The sequence below is a fragment of the Ralstonia pickettii genome (assembly GCF_001699815.1).
Lineage (GTDB): Bacteria > Pseudomonadota > Gammaproteobacteria > Burkholderiales > Burkholderiaceae > Ralstonia > Ralstonia thomasii.
This window is the reverse complement of the sequence record NZ_MCGB01000004.1, coordinates 1-24,508: the sequence shown is the minus strand read 5'-3', so window position 1 is coordinate 24,508 and position 24,508 is coordinate 1. Positions and strand designations below refer to the sequence as shown.

Genomic DNA, 24,508 nt, shown 5'->3' with positions numbered 1-24,508 from the left:
TTGGATTCATGTGCACGTGCTCCTCTCGTTCGGGAGCCGCGCTAATTCGATAGACGGTGGAATTCGGGAGCGAAGATGCGTCAAGGCGACAGCCGAAGCTGCCGCCTTGGTGCAGATGTCGCTTACTTGTTCAGCACGAAGCCCTTGAGCTTGCCAAACGCGGCATCGATCAGCGCCTTTTGCTGCTCGTTGTGTTTGGCGTAGTAGCCCACGGCCGGCGATGCCGATGCCGGGCGGCCTGCGTAGCCCAGCTTCTGACCCTCGGTCATGTTCTCGAGGATGTAGTGCTGCACGAAGAACCAGGCGCCCTGGTTCTGCGGCTCGTCCTGGCACCACACCACTTCAGCGAGGTTCGGATACTTCTTCAGCTCGGCTGCGAACGCCTTGTGCGGGAACGGATAGAGCTGTTCCACGCGGATGATGGCCGTGTCGGTCAGACCGCGTTCCTTACGGGCGTTGACCAAGTCGTAGTAGACCTTGCCCGAGCAGGCCACGACGCGCTTGACCTTGGCGGCATTCAGATCTTCGGCCGTATCGGCGATCACCGTCTCGAAATGGCCCTTGGCCAGGTCGGACAACGGCGACACAGCGTCCTTGCTGCGCAGCAGCGACTTCGGCGTCAGGATGATCAGCGGCTTGCGGAACATCCGGATCATCTGGCGACGCAGCAGGTGGAAGATTTGCGCCGGCGTGGTCGGCTGCACCACTTGCATGTTGTGGTCTGCGCAGAGCTGCAGGTAGCGCTCCAGGCGTGCCGAGCTGTGCTCCGGACCTTGGCCTTCGTAGCCGTGCGGCAGCATCAGCGTCAGACCCGAGGCGCGGCCCCACTTCACTTCGCCCGACGAGATGAACTGGTCGATCACCACCTGTGCGCCGTTGGCGAAGTCACCGAACTGGGCTTCCCAGATCACCAGCGTGTTCGGCTCAGCCGACGAATAGCCGTACTCGAAGCCCATCACGGCCTCTTCCGACAGCACCGAGTCGATCACCGTGAAGGGAGCCTGACTTTCCGACACGTTCTGCAGCGGGATGTAGCTGCCGGCGTCCCAACGCTCGCGGTTCTGATCGTGCAGCACGGCGTGGCGGTGCGTGAACGTACCGCGACCGGCGTCCTGACCAGTGATGCGCACGGGGTAGCCCGACGCCACCAGCGATGCGAAAGCCAGGTGCTCGCCCATGCCCCAGTCCAGCGCCTGCTCGCCCTTGCCCATCTTGGCGCGGTTGTTGACGACGTTCTCAACCAGCGGGTGCAGCTTGAAGTGATCGGGGATGGCGGTGATGCGCTCGGCCAGACGCTTGAGTTCGGCCATCGGCACGGCGGTATCGGCTGCATCCGTCCACTTGCGGTTCAGGAACGGCAGCCAATCCACTGCGAACTTGTTCTTGAAGTTCGACAGCACCGGATCAACCGTGTGCTTGCCCGCGTCCATGGCGGCGCGGAATTCCTGCACCAGGGCGTCCGGCTCTTCTGCCTTCAGCGTGTTCTGCGTGACAAGCTTGTCTGCGTAGAGCTTGCGCGTGCCAGGGTGCGTGCCGATCTTCTTGTACATCAGCGGCTGCGTCATTGCCGGCGTGTCTTGCTCGTTGTGGCCGAGCTTGCGGAAGCAGATGATGTCGACCGCGATGTCCTTCTGGAACTCCGTACGGAAGTCCACGGCCAGTTGCATGGCCAGCACGACCGCTTCCGGATCGTCGCCGTTGACGTGCAGCACCGGCGCTTCAATCATCTTGACCACATCGGTACAGTACAGCGTCGAGCGCGAGTCGCGCGGGTCCGACGTCGTGAAACCGATCTGGTTGTTGATGACGATGTGGATCGTGCCGCCCGTGCCATAACCACGCGTTTGCGCAAGGTTCAGCGTTTCCATCACAACGCCCTGGCCGGCGAAGGCCGCGTCACCGTGCACTTGCACAGCCAGCACTTGCGCGCCGTGCTTGTCGTCGCGGCGCTCCTGGCGCGCCTTGACCGACCCTTCCACGACCGGGTTGACGATTTCCAGGTGCGACGGGTTGAACGCCAGCGACAGGTGGACAGGGCCACCGGGGGTGGTCACGTCGCTCGAGAAGCCCTTGTGGTACTTCACGTCACCGGCCGGCAGGTCGTCCACGTGCTTGCCTTCGAATTCGGCAAACAGGTCGGCCGGCATCTTGCCCAGCGTGTTGACCAGCACGTTCAGACGGCCGCGGTGGGCCATGCCGATCACGATTTCCTGCACGCCCTTGGCGCCGGAATGCTGGATCAGTTCGTCCATCGCCGCGATGAAGCTCTCGCCGCCTTCCAGCGAGAAGCGCTTCTGACCGACGTACTTCGTATGCAGGAAACGCTCGAGGCCTTCAGCGGCCGTCAGGCGTTCCAGGATGTGCTTCTTCTTTTCAGCCGAGAACGTCGGCTTGGAGCGGATGGTTTCCAGACGCTCCTGCCACCAGCGCTTTTGCGCCTGGTCGCTGATGTACATGAACTCAGCGCCGATCGAGCCGCAGTACGTTTCGCGCAGGTTGTTGACCAGCTCGCGCAGGCTCATCGATTCCTTGCCGAAATACGTATTGCTGGCGTTGAAAACGATGTCCTGGTCGGCTTCGGTGAAACCGTAGAAAGCCGGGTCCAGATCCGGAACCGGGGGGCGCTCCTGACGCTTGAGCGGGTCAAGATCGGCCCAACGCAGGCCCACATTGCGGTAGGCAGCCACCAGCTGCGTCGCCGCCACGCGCTTGCGACCCATATCGGAATCGGCAGACGCGACAATCGTCCGGATCGGGCCATGCTTGGCGCGCTCGGCGAACGAGGTGACGATGGGGGCGTGGGGGATATCCCGGGCGTTGGAACCGTCGACGGCGGGGACGTTCTGCAGCGCATCGAAGTACGCGCGCAGTGCCTCGCTAACGGACGTGGGATCTTGAAGGTACGCTTCGTACTGATCTTCAACGTAGGCGGCGTTACCGCCGGACAGGTACGAAGTGTCCAGGTACTGCTTATACAGCTCTGTCATGGGGCGCTCACTTTTCTCCGGGTCTGCCGGAGTTCAGCGGGTTCATCAACCTTCCGCGACACGGCTTGACCGGTTAGCGGATCGCAAACTAAATCGCCTGAAATCACCTGGTCGGACCGGATCGCGCATGGCAGAAAGGGGGTACCGAGACAGCTTTTACAGACAAGTTGTGCGGGAAGGACCTAAGTCTTCACGAGGCAGAAGCATAGCATGTTTATAAGCAATATTCTGATTCTTTGACGTGACAAACGATCCTTGTTATGCCACGTCAAAACCATGCTTCCGTCACATTCAGGCGGGCGAAATACGATCTACCCAATCGGTGATCAAACTGTCCAGTCCCGCGCTCCAAAGCAGGTGTGCGCGATCCAGGTCGTTGACGGTATAGCAGCAGACGCGAAAGCCTGCGGCGTGTGCCTGGTCAATGATCTCGGGCGTCAGTTCGCGATGGTTGGCGTCGAGCGCAACACAATCCAATGCGCGCAGGCGATCGAGCCAATCGGCCGGGAGCTTGTCGAGCAGCAACGCGCGAGGCAATTCCGGCACAGCTTCGCGCGCCGCAGCCAGCGCATCTTCGGAAAACGACGACAGCAGCGGCGGCACCTCGGCGCCGGCCCACAACGTGCGGGCGTCGAGCGCGACAGCAGCGCCCGTGCGCCACTCGACGCCCGGCACCGGCTTAATCTCGATATTGGCGAGGAATCCGTTGGCGCGCAGGTAGCGCGCGATGGCGGCCAGCGTGGGCACTGGCTCGCCAGCGTAGGCTGGGCTGTGCCAGCTGCCCGCATCCAGTTGCGCGATCTGCCCGAGCGTGAGCGCATCGAGGCGGCCGGCGCCGTTCGTGGTCCGATCCAGCGTGGCGTCGTGCAACAGGACCGATGCGCTGTCGCCAGAGAGCTTCACGTCGAATTCGAACATGCGGTAGCCGAACGAGGCGCCGTGGCGGAAGGCCGCCAGCGTGTTCTCCGGCGCCAGCTTCCCTGCCCCACGGTGAGCAATGGCACGCGGATACGGCCACGCCGGCAATGCGCGCGCGCCGGTCATGCCAGGGCCTCGATGCGGCGCGTGGTTTGGGGGTCGAACCAATGCAGATGCTCGGCCGACGCGGTGATGGGTAGCTTGTCGCCCGCCTTTACGCTGGCGTGCGGCTCAAGGCGGACCACGACCGGATGGCCGGCCAGGGCGCCGTACGCGAATGCATCCGCGCCGAGGGCCTCCACCACGCGCACGTCGATGAAGGCGATGGCCTCGTCAGCCGAGCACGACTCGATATGTTCGGGACGCAAACCCATGAGCGCGCGCTCGGGCAGATGAAGGCCCATCGGCAAGTGGCCGAGCGTGGCGGCGGCATCGCTCTCCTTCGCTCCGTCCACCCGAATCTGCGTGCCACCACCCGCATTGCGCGACACGGGCACGAGGTTCATCGGCGGAGAGCCGATGAAGCCCGCCACGAACGTGCTGGCCGGACGCGAGTACACCTCCAGCGGTGTGCCGATCTGTTCGACCCGGCCACCGTTGAGCACCATCATGCGATCGGCCAGCGTCATCGCCTCAACCTGATCGTGCGTGACGTACAGACTCGTCGTGCGCAAGCGGCGATGCAGATCTTTCAGCTCCAGGCGCATCTGCACGCGCAGCTTGGCGTCCAGGTTGGAGAGCGGCTCGTCGAACAGGAACACTGCCGGCTCACGCACGATCGCGCGGCCCATGGCCACACGCTGGCGTTGGCCGCCCGAGAGCTGGCGCGGCTTTCGATCCAAGAGCTTGCCGAGTTCAAGAATGCCCGCCGCCTGCTCCACGCGCGCCTGGATATCGCTCTTGGGCAAGCCGCGGATCTTCAGCCCGTAGGCCATGTTGTCGAACACGCTCATGTGCGGATACAGCGCGTAGTTCTGGAACACCATCGCGATATCGCGCTCGGCCGGCTCGAGTTCGTTGACGACGCGGTCGCCAATCCATACCTCGCCGCCGGTGATGGGCTCCAGGCCCGCCACCATGCGCAGCAGCGTGGATTTGCCGCAGCCCGAGGGCCCGACGATGACGATGAACTCCCCGTCGCCGATTTCCATGTCGATGCCGTGCACGACCTGGAGGTTGGCATAGTGCTTCTGGACGTTGCGTAGCGAAAGTTTTGCCATCTTGCTTCTTTTACTTTTCGGTTTCGACGAGGCCCTTCACGAACCACCGCTGCATCCCGATCACGATTGCCGCGGGCGGCAACATGGCCAGCATGACGGTGGCCATCAGCAGGTTCCAGTCGGTGGCGGAATCGCCGGAGCGGGAGATCATTTGCGTCACGCCCAGCACAATGGGCGTCATGTTCTTTTCCGTCGTGATCAGGAGCGGCCAGAGATACTGGTTCCAGCCGTAGATGAACTGGATCACGAACAATGCCGCGATGCTGGTGCGCGAGAGCGGCAGCACCACGTCCCAGAAGAACTTGAGCGGGCCGGCGCCATCGATGCGCGCAGCTTCCGCCAATTCATCGGGAATCGTCAGGAAGAACTGCCGGAACAGGAACGTGGCGGTGGCCGACGCGATGATCGGGATCGTCAGGCCCGCGTAGCTGTTCAGCATGCCGAGATCCGACACCACTTTGTACGTGGGCAGGATCCGCACTTCCACCGGAAGCATCAGCGTGACGAAGATGAGCCAAAAGAACGTCTTGCGCAGCGGGAACTTGAAATAGACGATCGCAAACGCCGAGATGATGGAGATCGCGATCTTCCCGAGCGAGATGCCCAACGCCATGATCAGGCTGTTCATGAGCATGGTGCCGACCGGCGTGGCCGAGTTGCCCATGCCCGACGTGAGCACCGTGCGGTAGTTTTCGATGAGATGCGGACCGGGGATCAGCGTCATGGGCGCCTGTAGCACGTCTTCGGCCGTCAACGACGACGCGACGAATACGACGTACACCGGAAACGCCACGACGATCACACCGAGAATCAGCACGACGTGGGTGAGGAAGTCCAGGAGCGGACGGCGTTCAATCATGGTGCGGTTGCCCTCCTTTCAGTATTGGACTTTGCGTTCAACGTAACGGAACTGGACGATCGTCAGCACGATGACCAAGCCCATGAGGATCACCGACTGAGCCGCAGATCCGCCGATATCCAGACCGCGCACGCCGTCTTGATAAACCTTGAACACCAGCGTCTCCGTCGCCTTGAACGGGCCGCCCTGCGTGACCGAATCGATGATGGCGAAGGTGTCGAAGAACGCATACACAACGTTCACCACCATCAGGAAGAACGTGGTGGGCGACAGCAGCGGAAAGACGATCGACCAGAAGCGCCTCCACGGCCCGGCACCGTCAATGGCGGCTGCTTCGATCAGCGACTTCGGAATGCTCTGCAGCCCAGCCAGGAAGAAGAGGAAGTTGTAGCTGATCTGCTTCCACGCCGCGATGATGACCACCAGCGTCAGTGCCTGCCCGCCGTTGAGCACAAAGTTCCAGTCCACGCCCATCTTGCGGATCATGAACGACACGATGCCCAGTGACGGGTTGAAGAGGAAGCTCCACAGCACACCCGCCACAGCCGGTGCAATCGCATACGGCCAGATCAGCAGGGTCTTGTAGAACGTGGCGCCACGCAACGCGCGATCAGCAAAGTACGCCAGCGCCAGCGAGGTGCCGAGACCGACCAGCGCGACGCCAATGGCGAATACGGCCGTGGTCTTGAACGAACCGAGATAGGTCGGATCGGCAAACAGGTCGTGAAAGTTCTCCAGCCCCACGAATTCGAGGTTGATGCCGAAGGCATCCTGGCGCAGCAGCGACTGATACAGCGCCTGCCCCGCGGGCCAGAAGAAGAACACCAGAGTGACGACGATCTGCGGGGCGACCAGCACATACGGCAGCCAGCGCGATCGGAAAACGACGCGTTTTTCCATGCGACATTCCAAAAACGCACCGCCGGCCGGTGCAAGCGCACGAGGCCGGCGGTTTAGACGAGCGCCGAATCGGCGCTTATTCCTTGACGGTCTTCTCGAAGCGGACGAGCAGCTCGTTGCCGCGTGACACTGCCGTGTCCAGCGCTTCCTTCGGCGTCTTCTTGCCCGCCCAGACGGATTCCAGCTCTTCGTCGATCACCTGACGGATCTGCGGGAAGTTGCCCAGACGAATGCCGCGCGACTTGTCGGTCGTCTTGACGATCATCTGCTTGACGGCCACGTCGGCGCCCGGGTTCTTCTCATAGAAGCCGGACTTCTTGGTCAGCTCATACGCTTCCAGCGTCACGGGCAGATAACCCGTCGACTGGTGCCAGTCGGCCTGCATTTCCGGACGCGACAGGAACGTGAAGAACTTCGCCACGCCCTTGTACTCTTCAGCCTTGTGGCCGCCCATCACCCACAGCGAAGCGCCGCCGATGATCGTGTTCTGCGGGGCACCCGGCACGCCGGCTTCATACGGCAGCGGTGCCGGGCTGAAGTTGAACTTGGCGTTCTTGCGGATGTTCGCCAGCGCTGCCGACGAACCCGTGTGCATGGCGCACTCACCCGCGATGAACTTCGCCTTCGGCTCGTCCTTGCGGCCGGCGTAGGTGAAGTAGCCCTTCTTCTGCATGTCGAGCAGGTTCTCGATATGCTTGATCTGCACCGGACCGTTGAAGTTCAAGCGGGCCTTGGCGCCACCAAAGCCGTTGTTCTCGGTCGCGAACGACACGTTGTGCCACGCCGAGAAGCTCTCCAGATGCACCCATGACTGCCAGTCGGTCGTGTAACCGCAGGGCACACCAGCTGCCTTCAGCTTGGCCGCATCGACAGCCACTTCCTGCCACGTTGCGGGCGGCTTGTTCGGGTCAAGGCCAGCCTTCTTGAAGGCGTCCTTGTTGTAATACATGATCGTCGTCGAACTGTTGAACGGGAACGACAGCATCTCGCCCTTGTTCGACGTGTAGTAGCCCGCCACGGCCGGCACATAGGCCTTCGGGTCGAACTTCTCGCCGGCGTCCTTCATGATCTTGGCCACCGGCACAATGGCGCCCTTGGCGTTCATCATCGTTGCGGTACCAACCTCGAACACTTGCAGGATGGCCGGTGCATTGCCGGCGCGGAACGCCGCAATGCCCGCAGCCAGCGATTCATCGTATTGGCCCTTGTAGACCGGCACGATCTTGTAATCGGACTGGCTGGCATTGAACTTGGTGGCGATCTCGTTCACCTTGTCGTTCAAGGCGCCTTCCATCGAATGCCACCATTGGATTTCCGTCACTGCGTACGCGCCCTGCGCAAACGTACACGCGGCCAGTACTGCCGCCGCACCCGCAATCTTCTTGATCGACATCATTTCTCCTTGTTTCGACCCGGCGGGCTCCCTCGCTCCGCCCACGGCGCGCCGACTGTATATGCACGGTCGGTCATTTTTATGACAGCGGGATGTTACTTGGCTTTCTGTCACAAAGAAATCGGGAAATCCCTCCAAGGTTTGGCTTGCAACGGCCGTTAGAATGGGCTGAAAACACTCTCTATTGCACTCGCAGCATGCTCGCTCCACCCACCACTCCTGCCGCTCCAGACTCGCCTGGAACCGCGCCCCTCGTTGCCGACCGGCGTGTTCCGCTGGCCCTGCATCAGCTCTCGGATGATGCACTGCGCAATATCACCGGCATCTTCACCGACGTGGATGGAACCCTCACGACGAAGGGCAAGCTGCCCGCGCACACGTACTCGGCGCTGGAGCGCTTGCATCGCGCCGGCATCAAGGTCGTGCCCGTCACCGGCCGGTCGATTGCCTGGTGCGAAGTCATTGCGCGGTTGTGGCCCGTTGATGCGGTGATCGGCGAGAACGGCGCGTTTGCCATGCGCGTCGATTCGCGCGGGCATCTGGCCACCGATTTCGTGGACGACGCGCAAACGCGCGCACGCAACCTCGAGCGCATCCGTGAAGTGGGTGCAGAGATCCGGCGTGCCGTGCCGGGTTCAGCGCTGGCGACGGATCAAGCCTGGCACGCGGCGGATCTGGCCGTCGACCATGCCGAACAAGTCCCGCCGCTGCCGCAGCACGCCGTGCGGCACATCGTCGACATCATGCGTACGCACGGGATGCACGCCACCGTCAGTTCGATTCACATCAACGGCTGGTTCGGCAAGCACGACAAGCTGAGCGCCAGCGTGTCGCTCGCGCGCCGCGCATTCGGCCTCGACCTGCATGCCGAGCGCGAACGCTGGGTGTTCGTGGGCGACTCCGCCAACGATGCGGCAATGTTCGAGTTCTTCCCGCTCTCGGTGGGTGTGGCCAATGTGCTGGACGTGATCGATATGTTGCCCGTGCCGCCGGCGTACCTCACCGAGGCCGAAGGCGGCGGCGGTTTTGCCGAAGTCGCCGAGCGCATCCTGGAAGCGCGTTCCCTAGCCCTCCCCGCGCCGCGCGACTGACGCGGCATTCCTGCACCGCAACACGCGCTGGAGACCCAGCGTCGCTTGCCGCACGCGGCATGCCGCTTGCGCCGAAATTGGGCGTTGCACCGCTTTGCACCATGTGACGGCCTCATAACGGTGCATGCGGCGCCAACGCCTTTTTAACGCAACCGACAGGAGCCCCCCATGCAACCAGAGAAACTGCGCCAGCGTTTTGAACATGCGGAAAGCACCATCGCCGAACTGGCCCGGACCTGCGCCTCGCACAAGGACGTGCCTGACGCGCTGAAGCAATCGATCCAGCAACTGGACGACCAAGCCCGCCAATGCCACTCGCGCCTGGAAGGCGCTGAAGACCAGCTGACTTTCGTAGAAGCCATCGACAAGCTCGAAGCCTGTTCCGACCGCGCAAAAATGGCCTGCCAGAACGCCAGCGGCAAGGTGGACCATTCCGTGGAATCTGCCGTGATGCGCGCGCATGAAGAGCTGTCGCAGCTCAAGCACAAGCTGCACTAAGCGCAGCACGCATTCTCGGCCGCCAAAAAAAGGGCGGATTCCCTTATCGGAAATCCGCCCAATCCCAATCGCCAAGCTCGACGATATCCAGTGGACTGGCCCCGCTGACGGCACGTCAGTCGAAGCCAAGCTCCTGCAATTTGCGCGTGATGGTGTTGCGGCCGATGCCCAGACGCGTTGCCGCTTCAACACGGCGCCCGCGCGTGACACCCAGCGCAGCCTCAAGAATCGCCTTCTCGAAGCGTCGCGTAAGTGCGTCCATGACGTCGGGCTGGCCCGCTTCGAGCATGGCCTTGGCCTCGCCCGCGAGCGCGCGCTCCCAACCTGCTGCGATGGATGCCCCCGCTGCAGAGCTTGAGAGCAACGTATCGACCGACGGCGTAACACCATACGGTTCGCCACCATGCGACGGCTCGCCGATGAAGGCTGGGCGAGCCGCGGCCTCGCCCATGACCGGTAGCATCTGCGCGTTGCCTCGCACCAGGTCGGCGGGCAGATCCTTGCTTTCAATGGTCTGCGCCGGCGCCATCACAGTGAGCCAGTTGCAGAGGTTTTCCAGTTGCCGCACGTTGCCGGGGAACGGCAGCGTGGCGATATGCGCCAGCGCATCGTCCGACATGCGCTTGGGCTCCACGCCCAGCTCCTTGGCACTCTTCTGCAAGAAATGGCGCGCCAGCAGCGTGATGTCTTCCGGGCGTTCGCGCAGCGCCGGCAAGCGCAGACGGATCACGTTCAGGCGGTGAAACAAGTCCTCGCGGAACAGACCGTCCTTGACGCGGGTTTCAAGATTCTGGTGCGTGGCCGCGATGACGCGCACGTTGGCCTTGAGCGGGTTGTGGCCGCCCACGCGATAGAAGTGGCCGTCCGACAGCACGCGCAGTAAGCGCGTCTGCAGATCGAACGGCATGTCGCCGATTTCATCGAGGAACAGCGTGCCGCCCTCGGCTTGCTCAAAGCGGCCGCGGCGCATGGTCTGCGCGCCAGTAAAGGCGCCGCGCTCATGGCCAAACAGCTCGGATTCCAGCAAGTCTTTCGGAATCGCCGCGGTGTTCAGTGCGATAAAGGGGCCGCTCGCACGCGGGCTGTGCTTATGCAGCGCCCGTGCCACCAGCTCCTTACCCGTGCCGGATTCGCCGGTGATCAGCACCGTCACGTTGGACTGCGACAGCCGCCCGATCGCGCGGAACACGTCCTGCATGGCCGGCGCCTGCCCGAGAATCTCAGGCGCGTCGCTCAGGCGATCGTCGATCTCCTCTTCGCGCAGGCTCTCTTCCAGCGCGCGGCGGATCAGTTCGACCGCACGATCCACGTCGAACGGCTTGGCCAGGTATTCAAACGCGCCGCCCTGGAACGCCGCCACGGCGCTGTCCAGGTCCGAATATGCGGTCATGATGATGACCGGCAGTCCGGGGTGTTTGGCCTTGATGGCCTGCAGCAGATCCAGCCCCGAGCCGCCCGGCATACGGACGTCCGAGATCAGGACTTGCGGTGTTTCTTCGTCGAGCGCGTTGAGCGCATCGCGCACGTTGGTAAAGCTGCGCGAGAGCAGGCTCTCACGCGCCAGCGCCTTCTCAAGGACCCAGCGGATGGATTGATCGTCGTCGACTATCCAGATTGGCTTCATGTGTTGGTTCGTCTGCTTGACTTCGTCTCGCCTGGGCCGCCTCGCGCTGCGTTATTGAAGCTGAGGCGCTTCAGTGCAGCGGCACGAGAATGCGGAAATCCGTCTGGCCTGGCCTGCTCTCGCATTCGATCAGACCATCGTGCTGCTGCACGAACGTCTGCGCGAGTGTCAGGCCCAGCCCACTTCCCCCCTCCCTGCCGGACACCAGCGGGAAGAAGATTCGCTCGCGGATGTCGTCCGGGATACCAGGACCGTTGTCCACTACATGCAAGTCCAATGCCAGCTTGTAAAGACGTTTTGCAATCGTAACTTTGCGTGCGACGCGTGTGCGCAGAATGATCTCGCCATCGCCCTGCGCAATGCGAGGGCCCAGCGCATGCGCTGCGTTGTGAACGATGTTGAGCACGGCCTGGATGAGCTGCTCCTTGTCGCCGCGAAACTCCGGCAGGCTCGCGTCGTAGTCGCGCACGATCCGCAGGCCCTGCGGAAACTCCGCCAGCACCACCGAGCGCACCCGCTCCAGTACCTCGTGGATGTTCACATCGCCAACGATATGCGGATGCCGGTGCGGTTCCAGCAGGCGGTCGACCAGGGTCTGCAGCCGGTCGGATTCCTTGATGATGACCTGCGTGTACTCGCGCAGCGAGCGCTCCGGCAGTTCGAACTCCAGCAACTGCGCCGCGCCGCGAATACCGCCCAACGGATTCTTGATCTCGTGCGCAAGGTTGCGGATCAGCTCTTTGTTGGCGGAAGTCAGGTCGAGCAGACGCTCCTCGCGCTCGCTACGGATCTTCTGCTCGTTGGGCAGCAGCTCAAGCAGCACCGATCCGGGCACAAAGTCGAGCGCGCCCACGACGGCGTGCGCGTGCAGCGGCTCATGGCCGACGCGCTCAAGTGACACGTCGCGCCGCTTGGCATCGAACTGGCGAGCCGCCACGGTGGCGATCATCTCGCCCAGCTCCGACGGGTCGGCAAACAGCTCGTACAGCGACATCTCCACCAGTTGGCGGCGAGACACGGCCAACGCGGCTTCCGCGGCGGGGTTGGCGTAGAAGACCGTCAGCGCTGGATGGCGGACGAAGAGGATGGGATTGGGCACCGCGTCGAGCCCAGGGAATGATGGCGGTGCACCATGTGAAAACGGAATCGGCGGCGGCCCGTCGATGGGCTCGCCTACGGAGACCTCCACACCGGCGGCGGAGGGTGACGGCGCGGATGGCGTCGTCTGTTCCTGTTCATCGCGGCGTGCCGCTTTGCGGATCAGTCGACGCATGGTTCATCTAGTCCTTGAGATTGCCCAGCTCCCGGCGGATGGAATCGACATTGGCCTGGCTGCGCTCGATGTCGCCCTTCAACTGCGCGGTGCGGTCCAGATACTTTTGATAGTTACGTTCGTTGCCCTGGCGCTCGGGCTGACCGTTGTTGTATTCGGTCTTCAAAGCCTGGAGCTTGCGCTCCTCGTCTGCCAGCTCGGCTTCCAGCACCTGGCGGCGTTCGCCGTCACGCGCCTTCTGCGTGGCGTTGTCCACGCGGGGGAAGCCACCGCCTGCATTGTTTTGCGCCGGCGCGGGTGCAGCACCCGCACTGCGCGGGCTTCGCGTGCCGGGCACGGTCACCACATCGGGCAGCGTCAACTTCTTGCAGCCCTTCACGTTGCCGCTGTTGCGGTACTCCGGCACGCCGTTCGGACCGGTGCACAGATAGACGTCATCGGCGTACGCGGGAGCCTGCACGGACAGCGTGGCAAACACCGCCGCAGCGGCGGCAAGCAGCCCGGATGCGATGCGTGGGGAAGGACGGAACATGAATGGAACCTGGCGGATACGTCGATCGGGCGCCGGAGTCCGGCGGACGCTCATTCTAGCCACAAAACTCCGCTTCATAAAAAGGAAGGGCGACCTGCGCCGCCCCTCCTCTCACAACCGTCTCTTCGCCCCGACACATCGGTCGGAGCGCTCGCACATTACAGCGAGTAGTACATCTCGAACTCGAGCGGGTGCGTCGTCATGCGGAAGCGCGTGACTTCTTCCATCTTCAGTTCGATGTAGGCGTCGAGCATGGCGTTGGAGAACACACCACCGCGGGTCAGGAACTCGCGATCCTTGTCCAGGTACTCGAGGGCCTGATCCAGGCTCGAGCACACGGTCGGGATCTTTGCGTCTTCTTCCGGCGGCAGGTCGTACAGGTTCTTGTCGGCAGCTTCGCCCGGGTGGATCTTGTTCTGCACGCCATCCAGACCGGCCATCAGCAGCGCCGAGAAGCCCAGGTACGGGTTCATCAGCGGATCCGGGAAGCGGGTCTCGATACGACGGCCCTTCGGGTTGGCGACGTACGGAATGCGGATCGAAGCCGAACGGTTACGTGCCGAGTAAGCCAGCTTGACCGGAGCCTCGAAGCCCGGCACCAGACGCTTGTACGAGTTCGTACCCGGGTTGGTGAGGGCATTCAGCGCGCGGGCGTGCTTGATGATGCCGCCGATGTAATACAGCGCGAATTCCGACAGGCCAGCGTAACCATTGCCTGCGAACAGGTTCTGGCCATCTTTCCACACCGATTGGTGAACATGCATGCCCGAACCGTTGTCGCCCACGACCGGCTTCGGCATGAACGTCGCCGTCTTGCCATAGGTGTGCGCGACGTTCTGGATCACGTACTTTTGCAGCTGGGTCCAGTCGGCGCGTTGCACCAGCGTGCTGAACTTCGTGCCGATTTCGTTCTGACCTTGGCCTGCCACTTCGTGGTGGTGCACTTCAACGGGAATACCCAGCGATTCCAGAATCAGGCACATTTCCGAGCGCATGTCTTGGAACGTGTCGATCGGGGCAACCGGGAAGTAGCCGCCCTTCTTGCCCGGACGGTGGCCCGAGTTGCCGTGTTCGAACTCCTTGCCCGACGACCACGGAGCTTCTTCGGAATTGATCTTCACGAAGCAACCCTGCATGTCGATGTTCCAGGTCACGCCGTCGAAGATGAAGAATTCGGGTTCCGGACCAAAGTAGGCGGTGTCGCCCAGGCCGGTGCTCTTCAGGTAGGCTTCAGCGCGCTTGGCGATCGAGCGCGGGTCGCGGTCGTAGCCCTTGCCGTCCGACGGCTCGACCACGTCGCAGGTCAGGACCAGGGTCGGCTCTTCGTAAAACGGGTCGATGTGCGCGGTATTTGCATCCGGCACCAGCAGCATGTCCGACGCTTCGATGCCTTTCCAGCCGGCGATCGACGAGCCGTCGAATGCGTGACCGCTTTCGAACTTGTCTTCGTCGAAATGCGAAACGGGGACCGAGACGTGCTGCTCCTTACCCTTGGTATCGGTGAAGCGGAAATCGACGAACTTGACGTCGTTTTCCTTCACGAGCTTCATCACGTCTGCAATGCTTTGGGACATGCCATTCTCCTGGTAGCGCAATAACGCAAAGTATTGTGAGCCGGTTGTGTGACGGATCGCTGCGCAATCGGCCGCAACCCGCCCTCACTCCGAAACATCTTCTTTCCAGCAAGGTCGTCCGACACGGACGGACGCCCCTGAAAAAGACCGCGGGAATCTTAGCAGAAACTATGCCAATTCCGGCCCAACAACAGGCAAGCTCTCCCGCAAACAGTGCAGCACTGCGCCAGCCCATGCCTGACACGGTGCGCACGCCCTGCAATCCGGCCGAACCGCCTCCCGCCGAATTCCCGCTGATAGGGCTAAGGCTGTTCAAGCAGCATAGCCAACGCACATAAACGGTGCATGAAAATGCTATAAGCACCTCTTTTGTGCAAGTAGATCGAGCACGCACCATCGCGGGGATTTTTACCCGCGCTATTTGACGGCGGCGCTAGAATGGTTGCTTCCTCTTTCACCCGCCCCTGATCACCATGACTGCCACCACGCTTACCCGCGAGTCCCTGCTAGAGGCTGCCGCCGCCCGCCGTGAGGCAGACCAACTGCCGTACTTCGGCGCGCTGTCGCCGCAAGAGGCTGCCGCGTTGTTGGCCGCCGACCCGCAGGCGCGGCTGGTGGACGTGCGCACGCGCGCTGAACTCGACTGGGTTGGCACGCCCGACATTTCGCCGGGCCAGTTTGTCCACGTGGAGTGGAATCAGTATCCGGGCGGCGCGCGCAACGCCAACTTCCTGAGCGCGCTCGAGGCTGCCGTGCCGAAAGATGCGCCAGTGCTGTTCCTGTGCCGCAGCGCAGCGCGCTCCAAGCATGCAGCAACGGCCGCCGCACAGGCCGGTTACGCGGCAGCAATGGATGTGCTGGAAGGTTTCGAGGGTGCAAAAGACACCGAAGGCCATCGCAAGACCGTGGAGGGCTGGTGTTTCCGAGGCCTGCCCTGGCACGGTGCCTGAGGCGCGCCGGTGAGCGTCAGGACGCCGCGCTGGCGTCCGCCTCGAAAATCTCACCACCCAGCGCCACCGCACCCTCTCGCAGCATCGCATAGGCGCGCGCCACGGCTTCCGGTGAGCCCTTGACGCCCAGGTCGATGTGCGAGCGGGCATAGCGCTCACCGCGCGCTGCATCCCCCACGCTGGGCAGACTGAAGACCTTCACGCCATCGAACTCCGCTTCGATGCGCTCCATCAGCGGTGTAAGCCGCGACTCCGGCAGGCCAAACACCAGGAACGAGCGCTCCTCGCGCGGCGCGCGGTGGAATTGATCAGCGTAATAGGTGTCGAGCACCCACTCCATCATCGGCCATGCCATCACCGGAAAACCCGGCATGAAATGGTGATGCGCCACCGAGAACCCGGGGATGCGGTTATAGCTATTCGGGATGATGCGCGCGCCCTGGGGAAACTCACCCATCTTGAAGCGGTGCTGGTTTTCGGGCGTTGAGACATCCGCCTTGACCGGGTCACCGTTGGCCGACTCGGCGATGCGCAGCGTGATCTGCTCGCGCGCTTCCGGATGCAGCTCCAACGGTACGCCCAGCGCAGCGGCCGCGCATTGGCGCGTGTGATCATCGGGCGTGGCGCCAATGCCGCCAGTGCAGAACACCACGTCCTCGCTGGCGAACGTACGCTTGAGTACGTTTGTAATGCGCGCGGGCTGGTCGCCGACGTACTCGGCCCACTCCAATGTCAGGCCGCGCTCGCCGAGCACTTCGATCAGCTTGCGCAGGTGTTTGTCTTCGCGGCGGCCGGAGAGGATCTCGTCGCCGATGATGATCATGCCGAAAGCCATGTCAGTTCCGATGGTTTCTGATTATTCGCGAGGCAGTTCAATGGTAGTGACTTCTATCACGCTGGCCTCGACCATGCGCGCAGGCGGCGCTTCAGCACGCAGACGCGTCAGCGCACGCAAGCAGAAGTGGCCAAACCACAGCGCCGAGAAAATAAAGATCAGCACATACAGCCAGATCACGGCGATGGCGATGATCGGGAACAGCACAATCGTCACCACCGACGACACCCATAGCAGCGTCGGCGCCGAGCCCAGCATGCCAACGGCGACGCCGATGCCTAGCAGCGGCACCCGGTAGCGCTGCATGATCGCGCGGCGCTCTTCTGCAGTCGCGTGATCAGCCAGCGCATCGTACGTCATCAAGCGGTACGTGAGCCAACCCCACAGCAGCGGCGGAATCAGCGCGAAAAACGGAGGAATCAGCCACAATGGCAGCGTGACGATGGCCATGAGAATGACCACCAGCGTGCATAGCAGAGCATGCGTAAGACTGCCCAGCACCGAGCCACCCTTGCGACGCTCAAGCTGCGGATAGCTGCGATCAAGATAGCGCATGACCACCGGCACCGACGCCACGCTCACCAGCACGAGGATCGACACGACAATCACCGGCACGAGCAAGGTGATCACCAACAGCGGCGCGATCGCGGACCACAACCCCGCCATACCGATCGCGTTCAGGCCGCTCTTGATCCAGCCCATGAAGGCCCAGCCTTCCACGGCGTTGCGGGCCATGCCGTTCATGGCGTCCCAGCCGAAATACAGTACCCCGCCCCAGACCACCACGGCCACGGCGAAAGGCAGTACCGTCAGGAACAGCATGCGCGGATGCAGTTGCGAAAGCAGCGCGCGGCCAAATGAGCGAATCAGGTCGTTCATGCAGAAATGGGGGAATCAGAGAGCGAACAGCCTAGCATAGCGTGCAGAAATCACGCGCGCGCCGTCCCGCCCGGGCTTTACGCGCGGCCGAACAGGCGCTTGAGGCCAAGCCACTGCTGACGCAGCACGCCGCGCCCGTAGTCGCGCGAGCGCCCTTGCGGGGAGGGAAGTTGATCGCGGATACCGGTAGCGTGGTACTCGGGCGAGAAGATGGCGGTGCCGAACAGCATGTCCCACCATGGGAACAGCACGCCAAAATTGCAGCCGCCGAGCACACCAGGCTTGCCCGGCACCTCATGCCCCAGTCCAATGGCGTGATGCAGCCGATGGAAGCGCGGCGAGATCAGCAGCCGATCGCCCAGCCAGCCGAAATGCAGCCGCACGTTGGCGTGCTGCAAGCTTTGCAGCAACTGCGAAATGGCCACCAGCAGCACGTACTGCGAGGGTTCCACCCCAACAACCAGCGCCGCAGTGGCAAACACCGCACCACGCAGCACATCGTCGAGGATGTGGTTGCGGTCATCAGACCACAGCGTCATCTGCTGCTGACTGTGATGCAGCGAATGCAGGTTCCACCACCAATGGAATTTGTGCGACAGACGGTGATACCAGTAGTCGAGCAGGTCGAACAACACCAGATAGATCAGAAAGCTGACGATGGCAACCGACGTCACGCCCGGCCACCAATCTTCCACGTTCAGATGCGCCCAGCCCCAGAAGCGCAACTTGCCGTCGAGAGCGTCGATCAGCGGGTGCAGCGTGAAGAACAGCAACAGCGGAAAGAAACCCAGACGGTGGAACAGCGTGTAGAAGATGTCGGCACGCACGGCCTTGCGATCTTGCACCGGTTCTACCGGGCGCCAGCGCTCCAGCGGGCGGAAGATCAGCAGCAGCACCGCGATCTGCAGCAGCCCCATCAGCAGCCATTCGGTGCCGGGGTAGGCATCTTCAACGTAACCACCCAGGCCGATGGTATAGGTGATCGGCATCACGACGTGCTGGAAGAGCACATCCTGCGCTTGCGTGAAGGTGTCGGCGATCCAGTCAAACATGTCAGCGGGCCGCTGTGTGTGCCGGGTGGGCACCCAACCAGGCTTGGTACTGCGGATGATCGCGCAGCGTGGCGAAGCAGAAACCCTTGCGTTCCAGGCCGGTGATCAGCGGCTCAAGGTCAGCCGGCGCCCACGGATCCCTACGCGACCAGATGCCAAGGTGCGCCATGGTGATGTCGCCATCGCGCAAGCTGGACAGCGCCTTCTGCAGCAACGCGTCGTTCGGATAACGCTCGGACGGCAACTCGTCGCCCAGGAAACCGGCGGGCGCCCAGGCCACGTGGGCGAACCCGCATTGCTTCGCCCAAGCCTCTGTCGTCGCCGAAAAGTGACCACCCGGCGCACGCCACAGCGGGTCCATCGGCTGACCGGTCATGGCCTTGAAGCGCTCGGCGCTGCGTTTGAGCTCCGCACAGAATTCGGGCTCACTCCACACGACATTGCGGCCACCCTCCTCGCCAAACTGCGGGCGGAAGCGGACCTTGCCCGCACCTGCCTCGCCCTTGTAGTAGACGTGATCGAAGGTGTGCGTACCGAAGGCGTGGCCGTCGGCGGCTAGCGATCTCCAATACGGGGCCCAGCCGTCATCCAGCGTGCTGTCGCCGTGGATGGTCTTTTCGTTGGCGAGGAAGAACGTGGCGTGGATGCGATGGCGACGCAGCGTATCGGCAATCAACTGCGCCTGGCTCATGCTGCCGGTGTCGAAAGTGAGGTAAACGGTGCCTTTGCACGCACCGGCGTTCACACCACCGGGTGCAGCCGCGGCCAACGCGCACAGGCCCAGCGCCGCTGTGGCAGCGGCGGCCGTGCGCAACATCGACAGGCCGGGCTTCATGGTCGTGACGCTCAATTCAGTGGAGCGCGCGTGCGGAAGTAAATGCCGTGCGGCGATCGCCCGACCTTGATCTCTTCCACGACCTTGCGGCTTGCAACGTCGACGATCGCCACGCGCTTGGCCCAGCGGCAGGTCACCCAGAGTTGCTTGCCGTCGGCGGTCAGTTCCATGTCGTCGGGGCCGGGCGGCAGGCCTGTGATGTCGCCCACCTTGGTCAGCGTTTGCTGATCGATGATGCTGATCGTGCCTGACACGCGGTTCGAGAGGAACAGGTGACGCTTGTCGCCCAGCGCGCGGAAGTTGTGCGCGCCCTTGCCAGTCGGGATGCGCTTGACGCTGGTGCGGTTGTGCCAGTCGATCACTTCGACGTAATCGGCGCCGGTCATGCCGACCAGCAGGTATTTCTGATCTGTTGTGACCCACACGCCGGCCGGCGCGGAGCCAATGGTCATGCGCCACATCACGGTCTGCGTGGGCAGGTCGATGGCCATCACTTCATTGGAATCCTGCACGGTGACGAACGCGATCTTGCTGTCGGCGGTAAAGGCGATGTGGCTGGGTGTCTTCGCCGCTGGAATCTGTTTGGCGATGGTCAGCGCATGGCCGTCCCAGCGGTAAATATCAATGCGGTCCAGCCGGTTGCCGGTGGTCAGAAACCACTTCTGGTCGGGCGAGAAGCCGATCTGGTATGGATCGTCGATGCGCGGCACGCGCTGCTGAATCTTGCCGGTCACGGGATCGAGAAACACCAGCTCGTTGCCCACAGCGTTGGCGATGATCAACGACTTTTCGTCGGGCGTGGCGATCAGGTGGTGCGGCTCCTTGCCGATCGGGAACGTCTCCAACACCTTGCGGGTGTCCTTGTCGATCAAAGAGACGCTTGCGTCGCCCGAATTGAGCACGGTGACGACTTCAGCACGCGCCGCATGCGCGGCCATCAGAGCAGCGGCCGACAGGACCAGCGTGGAGAACCAATGGGAGGCAAACGAGGCGCGCAAGGCAGACATAACGAGAAGATTCAGCAACTTAGCCAGTCATTTTAACGCTGGCATTTATGCCACCGCTGACACAAATCAAAAAAAGAAAACGGGAACTTTCCCCGCCAGCAAGAAAGCATCGTGCAGCTATCGCTGCATCGATTCCCACACCTTCTGCAGCCGCTTGACCGACATCGGCACCGGCGTGCGTAATTCCTGTGCAAACAGAGCGATACGCAGCTCCTCAAGCATCCAGCGGAATTCCTCCATGCGCGGGTCGTTGCCGCCCTGCCCTTGCACGCGCAGCGCCTTTTCCGCGCGTTGGTATTGCTGGATGAGCGGCGCCATCTCCTGCATGCGTTGCGTATCGCGGGCCGGGTCCGCCTTGAGTTTATCGATGCGCAGCGCGATGCCCTTCAGATAACGCGGAAAGTGCGTCAACTGCGCATACGGCGTCGCCTCGATAAAACGCTTGTGCATCAGCGTCTTGAGCTGTGCGTCGATGTCGGCGGTGGCTGCAGCAAACGGCTTGGCGATCTGCAGCTTGCGCGGCAGTTGCGCATATTCGGCCAGGATGGCGCCGACCAGCCGTGCAATTTCCTGCGCCAGCAACGTCAGGCGCGCGCGGCTTTCGTCCTTGCGGGCACCGAAACTGGCGTCATCGATGGGCAGCGGGTCTTGCAGGCAGGCACGCTCCAGCGTGGCATCCAGGATCTGGTCACGCAGATCGTCCTGCGTGCCCAGGTTCATGAACTGGATCGCCATCTGCGACAGGCCCGGGATGTTCTTTTCCAGGTACTTCAACGGCTCGCGCAGCTGGATCGCAAACAACCGGCGCAAGCCCAGGCCATGGATGCGCGTGGCTTGCGCCGGGTCGTCGAAAACTTCCACGTCGCAGTGATCGCCGGCATCGACGAGTGCCGGATAGCCGAAGAGCGTCTGGCTGCCTTTGCGGACTTCCAGCAGTTCCGGCAACTCGCCGAAATTCCAGGTGGTCAGCCCCGAGTACAGCGCGGCGTTGGCCGGGGCTTCCGCCTTGCCACTCTTGCCGGCTTGGCCTGCCTTGGTGCCCTCGCTCGGGGTGCCAGCCACGGCAGCATCCTGCGCGGCGATCGACTGAAAGGTCTGCTGCGCGCGTCCGCCCAGTTCCGCGCGCAACTGGGCTAGATTGCGGCCCATGTCGAGCTGCCGGCCGTGCTCGTCGATCACCTTGAAGTTCATGAAGTGATGCGCGGGCAGCGTCTCGAGCTTAAAGTCGGCGCGCTTGAGCGCCATGCCGGTCTGCTCGCGCACGTCGGCGATCAAGCGGTCGAGCAGATCGCCATCCCCCAACCGCACGCGCGCGACGAATCCGGCGGCGTAGTCCGGCAACGGCACGCAATGGCGGCGCAGCTTCTGCGGCAGACTCTTCAGCAGCAGATGCACCTTCTCCTTGAGCATGCCCGGGACCAGCCATTCGGTGCGCTGCGCAGGGACCTGGTTAAGCGCATACAGCGGCACGGTGAGGGTCACGCCATCGCGCGGGCTGCCGGGCTCGAAGTGGTACGTCAGGCCCATGTCGATACCGGCAATCGGCAGCACCTTCGGGAACAGGTCGGTCGTGATGCCGGCCGCCTCATGCCGCATGAGGTCATCGCGATTCAGGTACAGCAGCTTCTGGCCGCTTTTGCCGCCCGCGCTGGCGGCCTCGGCATACCAGCGCTCGAACGACACGGTGTTGTAAATGTCCGCCGGGATCTGGCTGTCGTAGAACGCGTAGATCAACTCGTCGTCCACCAGCACGTCTTGCCGGCGTGACTTGTGTTCGAGGTTTTCGATCTCGCGCACCAGGCGCTGGTTGTGCGTGAAGAACGGCAGGCGCGTCTCGAACTCGCCATCGACCAGCGCGCGGCGGATGAACATCTCGCGCGCTTCCTTCGGCTGCATCGGCCCAAAGTGCACGCGGCGCTGTTGATAGATCGGCAGGCCGTACAGCGTGCCGCGCTCGAAGGCCATCACCTGGCCGGCCTTCTTTTCCCAATGCGGATCGCTCCACGACACCTTCAACAGGTGCGCCCCGACCTTCTCGACCCATTCCGGCTCGATGCGTGCCAGCGTGCGACCGAACAGGCGGCTGGTCTCGATCAGTTCGCCGCCTACGACCCACTTGCCCGCCTTGCGCGCAATGACCGACCCCGGCCACAGGAAGAACTTGATGCCGCGCGCGCCGAGATATTCACGGCCTTTCCCATCCGCCTCCTCGATGCGCACACCGATGTTGCCAAGGAGGCCCGTCAGCAGCGCCAGATGCAACTGTTCATACGTCGGATCGGATTCGTTGAGCTTCCAGCCCTGCTCCGCCACCGTGGTGTGCAACTGCGAATGCACGTCGCGCCATTCCCGCAGCCGCACATGCGACAGGAAGTGCGAACGGCACTGCTCCTGCAGCTGCTTGTTCGACTTCTTGTGCGCGACGGCCTCTTCAAACCACTTCCAGAGCTTCACCCAGCCGAGGAACTCCGATTTCTCGTCGGCAAACTGGCGGTGCGCTTGATCCGCCTGCTGCTGCAGTTCTTGCGGGCGCTCCCGTGGGTCTTGCACGGACAAGGCGCTTGCGATGATCAGCATCTCGCGCAGGCACTGGTGGTCGCGGCCGGCCAGAATCATCCGCGCCACGCGTGGGTCCAGCGGCAAGCGAGCGACCTGCTTGCCCAGCGGGGTCAGCGCATTCTCATCGTCGACGGCACCGAGTTCTTGCAAGAGCTGATAGCCATCGGCAATCGCACGGCCCAGCGGCGGCTCGATGAAGGGGAACTGCTCGACGTCCGTCAGCCGCAGTGCCTTCATGCGCAGGATGACTGCCGCCAGCGACGACCGCAAAATTTCCGGATCGGTGAAACGCGGCCGCGCAATGAAATCCGCCTCGTCATACAGGCGAATGCAGACGCCATCGGCCACCCGGCCGCAACGACCGGCACGCTGGTTGGCCGCAGCCTGCGACACCGGCTCGATCTGCAGTTGCTCGACCTTGTTGCGATAGGAATAGCGCTTGACGCGCGCCAGCCCCGTATCGACCACGTAGCGAATACCCGGCACCGTGAGCGAGGTCTCGGCCACGTTGGTCGCCAGCACGATGCGGCGTGCGTTGGACGGCCGGAACACACGTTCCTGCTCCTGCACGGACAAGCGCGCAAAGAGCGGCAGGATCTCGGTATGCGCCGGATGGTGCTTGCGCAGCGCCTCGGCCGCCTCGCGAATCTCGCGTTCGCCCGGCAGGAAGATGAGCACGTCGCCCGGGCCTTCGCGGGCGAGTTCATCGACCGCATCGACGAGCGCTTCGTAAAGATCGCGCTCCTTGTCTTTCTCGTCGCGCTGGATCGGGCGGTAGCGCACCTCGACCGGATACAACCGCCCGCTGACTTCGATGACCGGCGCCGGCCCCTTTGGGCCGGCAAAGTGCTCGGCAAACCGCTTTGCGTCGATGGTTGCGGAGGTGATGATCAGCTTCAGATCCGGGCGGCGCGGCAGAAGCTGCTTGAGATAGCCGATCAGGAAGTCGATGTTGAGGCTGCGTTCGTGCGCCTCGTCAATGATGATCGTGTCGTAGGCGCGCAGCAACGGATCGTTCTGCGTCTCGGCCAGCAAGATGCCGTCGGTCATCAGCTTGACCGACGCGCCCGCCGACAGCGTGTCATTGAACCGCACCTGGAAGCCCACGTGCTCGCCCACCGGCGTGCCGATTTCCTGCGCGATGCGCTTGGCGGTAGACGTCGCGGCAATCCGGCGCGGCTGCGTATGACCGATCAGCCCGGTACCGCCCGCGCCGATGCCTCGCCCGATCGACAAGCAGATCTTCGGCAACTGCGTGGTCTTGCCCGAGCCGGTCTCGCCCGAGACGATCACCACCTGGTTCGCGGCAATGGCCTGGGCGATCTCGTCGCGCCTGGCCGACACAGGCAGCGCTTCGGGAAACGTGATCGGCGGGACGCGGTTCGCACGTGCGCGGCGCGCCTCGAGCGCCGCGGCGAGTTCTTCTGGCGTGGGCTTTTGGCGGCGCTGCGGACGCGCATTGCCACCGGGCTTGCGCTCGGGCGGCGGCGTGTCTTTCGGCGGTTTCTGAGAGGGCGCCGGC

The 24,508-nt window shown here is 63.0% G+C and carries 19 protein-coding genes; 3 read left to right on the top strand and 16 right to left on the bottom strand.

Features of this window, described 5'->3' with window-relative positions; genetic code table 11:
• Nucleotides 1-122 precede the first annotated feature (122 nt).
• The 6 genes from BEK68_RS00690 to ugpB form a co-directional block, all read right to left on the bottom strand.
• Nucleotides 123-2,987 carry a 2-oxoglutarate dehydrogenase E1 component gene (locus BEK68_RS00690; protein WP_004626382.1) on the bottom strand — a complete coding sequence of 955 codons (2,865 nt, stop codon included), beginning with the start codon at nucleotides 2,985-2,987 and terminating at the stop codon, nucleotides 123-125.
• A 291-nt stretch (nucleotides 2,988-3,278) separates the two neighbouring features.
• The gene (ugpQ, locus tag BEK68_RS00685) at nucleotides 3,279-4,031 is read right to left on the bottom strand and encodes a glycerophosphodiester phosphodiesterase (RefSeq protein ID WP_012435337.1); all 753 of its coding nucleotides are present in this window, start codon (nucleotides 4,029-4,031) and stop codon (nucleotides 3,279-3,281) included.
• Complete coding sequence (locus BEK68_RS00680; RefSeq protein WP_012435336.1) at nucleotides 4,028-5,125, bottom strand: sn-glycerol-3-phosphate import ATP-binding protein UgpC; 1,098 nt, start codon at nucleotides 5,123-5,125, stop codon at nucleotides 4,028-4,030. Before BEK68_RS00680 ends, ugpQ begins: the two co-directional genes overlap by 4 nt.
• Nucleotides 5,126-5,135: 10 nt before the next feature.
• On the bottom strand, nucleotides 5,136-5,984 hold the full coding sequence (gene ugpE / locus BEK68_RS00675; protein ID WP_012435335.1) for a sn-glycerol-3-phosphate ABC transporter permease UgpE: 849 nt from the start codon (nucleotides 5,982-5,984) through the stop codon (nucleotides 5,136-5,138).
• An 18-nt stretch (nucleotides 5,985-6,002) separates the two neighbouring features.
• Entirely contained in the window at nucleotides 6,003-6,884 is an 882-nt protein-coding gene (gene ugpA / locus BEK68_RS00670) for a sn-glycerol-3-phosphate ABC transporter permease UgpA (protein WP_012435334.1), read from the bottom strand.
• A gap of 76 nt (nucleotides 6,885-6,960) precedes the next feature.
• Nucleotides 6,961-8,277, bottom strand: coding sequence for a sn-glycerol-3-phosphate ABC transporter substrate-binding protein UgpB (ugpB, locus tag BEK68_RS00665; protein ID WP_012435333.1), 1,317 nt, complete (start codon nucleotides 8,275-8,277; stop codon nucleotides 6,961-6,963).
• A gap of 197 nt (nucleotides 8,278-8,474) precedes the next feature.
• On the opposite strand from ugpB, the gene BEK68_RS00660 reads away from it, so the two are divergent.
• Together BEK68_RS00660 and BEK68_RS00655 are read left to right on the top strand one after the other, a co-directional pair.
• Nucleotides 8,475-9,368, top strand: a complete 894-nt coding sequence (locus BEK68_RS00660; protein WP_012435332.1) for an HAD family hydrolase — start codon at nucleotides 8,475-8,477, stop codon at nucleotides 9,366-9,368.
• Nucleotides 9,369-9,536: 168 nt separating this feature from the next.
• Entirely contained in the window at nucleotides 9,537-9,866 is a 330-nt protein-coding gene (locus BEK68_RS00655; protein ID WP_004626374.1) for a hypothetical protein, read from the top strand.
• A 115-nt stretch (nucleotides 9,867-9,981) separates the two neighbouring features.
• Here the strand turns inward: BEK68_RS00655 and ntrC are convergent, their stop codons facing one another.
• From ntrC to BEK68_RS00635, 4 genes are all read right to left on the bottom strand, one after another.
• Nucleotides 9,982-11,490, bottom strand: a complete 1,509-nt coding sequence (gene ntrC / locus BEK68_RS00650) for a nitrogen regulation protein NR(I) (RefSeq protein WP_004626371.1) — start codon at nucleotides 11,488-11,490, stop codon at nucleotides 9,982-9,984.
• A gap of 70 nt (nucleotides 11,491-11,560) precedes the next feature.
• Nucleotides 11,561-12,763 (bottom strand): nitrogen regulation protein NR(II), encoded by a 1,203-nt coding sequence (glnL, locus tag BEK68_RS00645; RefSeq protein WP_004626368.1) that lies wholly within the window; start codon nucleotides 12,761-12,763, stop codon nucleotides 11,561-11,563.
• A 7-nt stretch (nucleotides 12,764-12,770) separates the two neighbouring features.
• Nucleotides 12,771-13,295 carry a hypothetical protein gene (locus BEK68_RS00640; RefSeq protein ID WP_004626365.1) on the bottom strand — a complete coding sequence of 175 codons (525 nt, stop codon included), beginning with the start codon at nucleotides 13,293-13,295 and terminating at the stop codon, nucleotides 12,771-12,773.
• Nucleotides 13,296-13,453: 158 nt separating this feature from the next.
• Nucleotides 13,454-14,869: a 3-hydroxylaminophenol mutase gene (locus BEK68_RS00635; RefSeq protein ID WP_004626362.1), complete on the bottom strand. Its 1,416-nt coding sequence runs from the start codon at nucleotides 14,867-14,869 to the stop codon at nucleotides 13,454-13,456.
• Nucleotides 14,870-15,342: 473 nt separating this feature from the next.
• Here BEK68_RS00635 and BEK68_RS00630 point away from each other — a divergent pair, with 473 nt between their 5' ends.
• A complete protein-coding gene (locus BEK68_RS00630; protein WP_004626360.1) occupies nucleotides 15,343-15,819 on the top strand; it encodes a rhodanese-like domain-containing protein in 477 nt (158 codons plus the stop codon).
• Nucleotides 15,820-15,835: 16 nt separating this feature from the next.
• Here the strand turns inward: BEK68_RS00630 and BEK68_RS00625 are convergent, their stop codons facing one another.
• The 6 genes from BEK68_RS00625 to hrpA form a co-directional block, all read right to left on the bottom strand.
• The gene (locus BEK68_RS00625; protein WP_004626357.1) at nucleotides 15,836-16,654 is read right to left on the bottom strand and encodes a competence/damage-inducible protein A; all 819 of its coding nucleotides are present in this window, start codon (nucleotides 16,652-16,654) and stop codon (nucleotides 15,836-15,838) included.
• 21 nt (nucleotides 16,655-16,675) lie between these two features.
• The gene (locus tag BEK68_RS00620; RefSeq protein ID WP_012435331.1) at nucleotides 16,676-17,533 is read right to left on the bottom strand and encodes an EI24 domain-containing protein; all 858 of its coding nucleotides are present in this window, start codon (nucleotides 17,531-17,533) and stop codon (nucleotides 16,676-16,678) included.
• A gap of 77 nt (nucleotides 17,534-17,610) precedes the next feature.
• A complete protein-coding gene (locus BEK68_RS00615) occupies nucleotides 17,611-18,585 on the bottom strand; it encodes a sterol desaturase family protein (protein ID WP_012435330.1) in 975 nt (324 codons plus the stop codon).
• A gap of 1 nt (nucleotide 18,586) precedes the next feature.
• Complete coding sequence (locus BEK68_RS00610; protein WP_012435329.1) at nucleotides 18,587-19,420, bottom strand: polysaccharide deacetylase family protein; 834 nt, start codon at nucleotides 19,418-19,420, stop codon at nucleotides 18,587-18,589.
• A gap of 11 nt (nucleotides 19,421-19,431) precedes the next feature.
• The gene (locus BEK68_RS00605; protein WP_012435328.1) at nucleotides 19,432-20,427 is read right to left on the bottom strand and encodes a cytochrome D1 domain-containing protein; all 996 of its coding nucleotides are present in this window, start codon (nucleotides 20,425-20,427) and stop codon (nucleotides 19,432-19,434) included.
• A gap of 117 nt (nucleotides 20,428-20,544) precedes the next feature.
• On the bottom strand, nucleotides 20,545-24,508 hold a 3,964-nt coding region (gene hrpA / locus BEK68_RS00600), incomplete at its 5' end, for an ATP-dependent RNA helicase HrpA (RefSeq protein WP_139111335.1).

Coding starts and splice junctions, on each gene's coding strand:
- BEK68_RS00690 (WP_004626382.1), bottom strand. CDS start 2,987: ATGACAGAGCTGTATAAGCAGTACCTGGACACTTCGTACCTGTCCGGC.
- ugpQ (WP_012435337.1), bottom strand. CDS start 4,031: ATGACCGGCGCGCGCGCATTGCCGGCGTGGCCGTATCCGCGTGCCATT.
- BEK68_RS00680 (WP_012435336.1), bottom strand. CDS start 5,125: ATGGCAAAACTTTCGCTACGCAACGTCCAGAAGCACTATGCCAACCTC.
- ugpE (WP_012435335.1), bottom strand. CDS start 5,984: ATGATTGAACGCCGTCCGCTCCTGGACTTCCTCACCCACGTCGTGCTG.
- ugpA (WP_012435334.1), bottom strand. CDS start 6,884: ATGGAAAAACGCGTCGTTTTCCGATCGCGCTGGCTGCCGTATGTGCTG.
- ugpB (WP_012435333.1), bottom strand. CDS start 8,277: ATGTCGATCAAGAAGATTGCGGGTGCGGCGGCAGTACTGGCCGCGTGT.
- BEK68_RS00660 (WP_012435332.1), top strand. CDS start 8,475: ATGCTCGCTCCACCCACCACTCCTGCCGCTCCAGACTCGCCTGGAACC.
- BEK68_RS00655 (WP_004626374.1), top strand. CDS start 9,537: ATGCAACCAGAGAAACTGCGCCAGCGTTTTGAACATGCGGAAAGCACC.
- ntrC (WP_004626371.1), bottom strand. CDS start 11,490: ATGAAGCCAATCTGGATAGTCGACGACGATCAATCCATCCGCTGGGTC.
- glnL (WP_004626368.1), bottom strand. CDS start 12,763: ATGCGTCGACTGATCCGCAAAGCGGCACGCCGCGATGAACAGGAACAG.
- BEK68_RS00640 (WP_004626365.1), bottom strand. CDS start 13,295: ATGTTCCGTCCTTCCCCACGCATCGCATCCGGGCTGCTTGCCGCCGCT.
- BEK68_RS00635 (WP_004626362.1), bottom strand. CDS start 14,869: ATGTCCCAAAGCATTGCAGACGTGATGAAGCTCGTGAAGGAAAACGAC.
- BEK68_RS00630 (WP_004626360.1), top strand. CDS start 15,343: ATGACTGCCACCACGCTTACCCGCGAGTCCCTGCTAGAGGCTGCCGCC.
- BEK68_RS00625 (WP_004626357.1), bottom strand. CDS start 16,654: ATGGCTTTCGGCATGATCATCATCGGCGACGAGATCCTCTCCGGCCGC.
- BEK68_RS00620 (WP_012435331.1), bottom strand. CDS start 17,533: ATGAACGACCTGATTCGCTCATTTGGCCGCGCGCTGCTTTCGCAACTG.
- BEK68_RS00615 (WP_012435330.1), bottom strand. CDS start 18,585: ATGTTTGACTGGATCGCCGACACCTTCACGCAAGCGCAGGATGTGCTC.
- BEK68_RS00610 (WP_012435329.1), bottom strand. CDS start 19,420: ATGAAGCCCGGCCTGTCGATGTTGCGCACGGCCGCCGCTGCCACAGCG.
- BEK68_RS00605 (WP_012435328.1), bottom strand. CDS start 20,427: ATGTCTGCCTTGCGCGCCTCGTTTGCCTCCCATTGGTTCTCCACGCTG.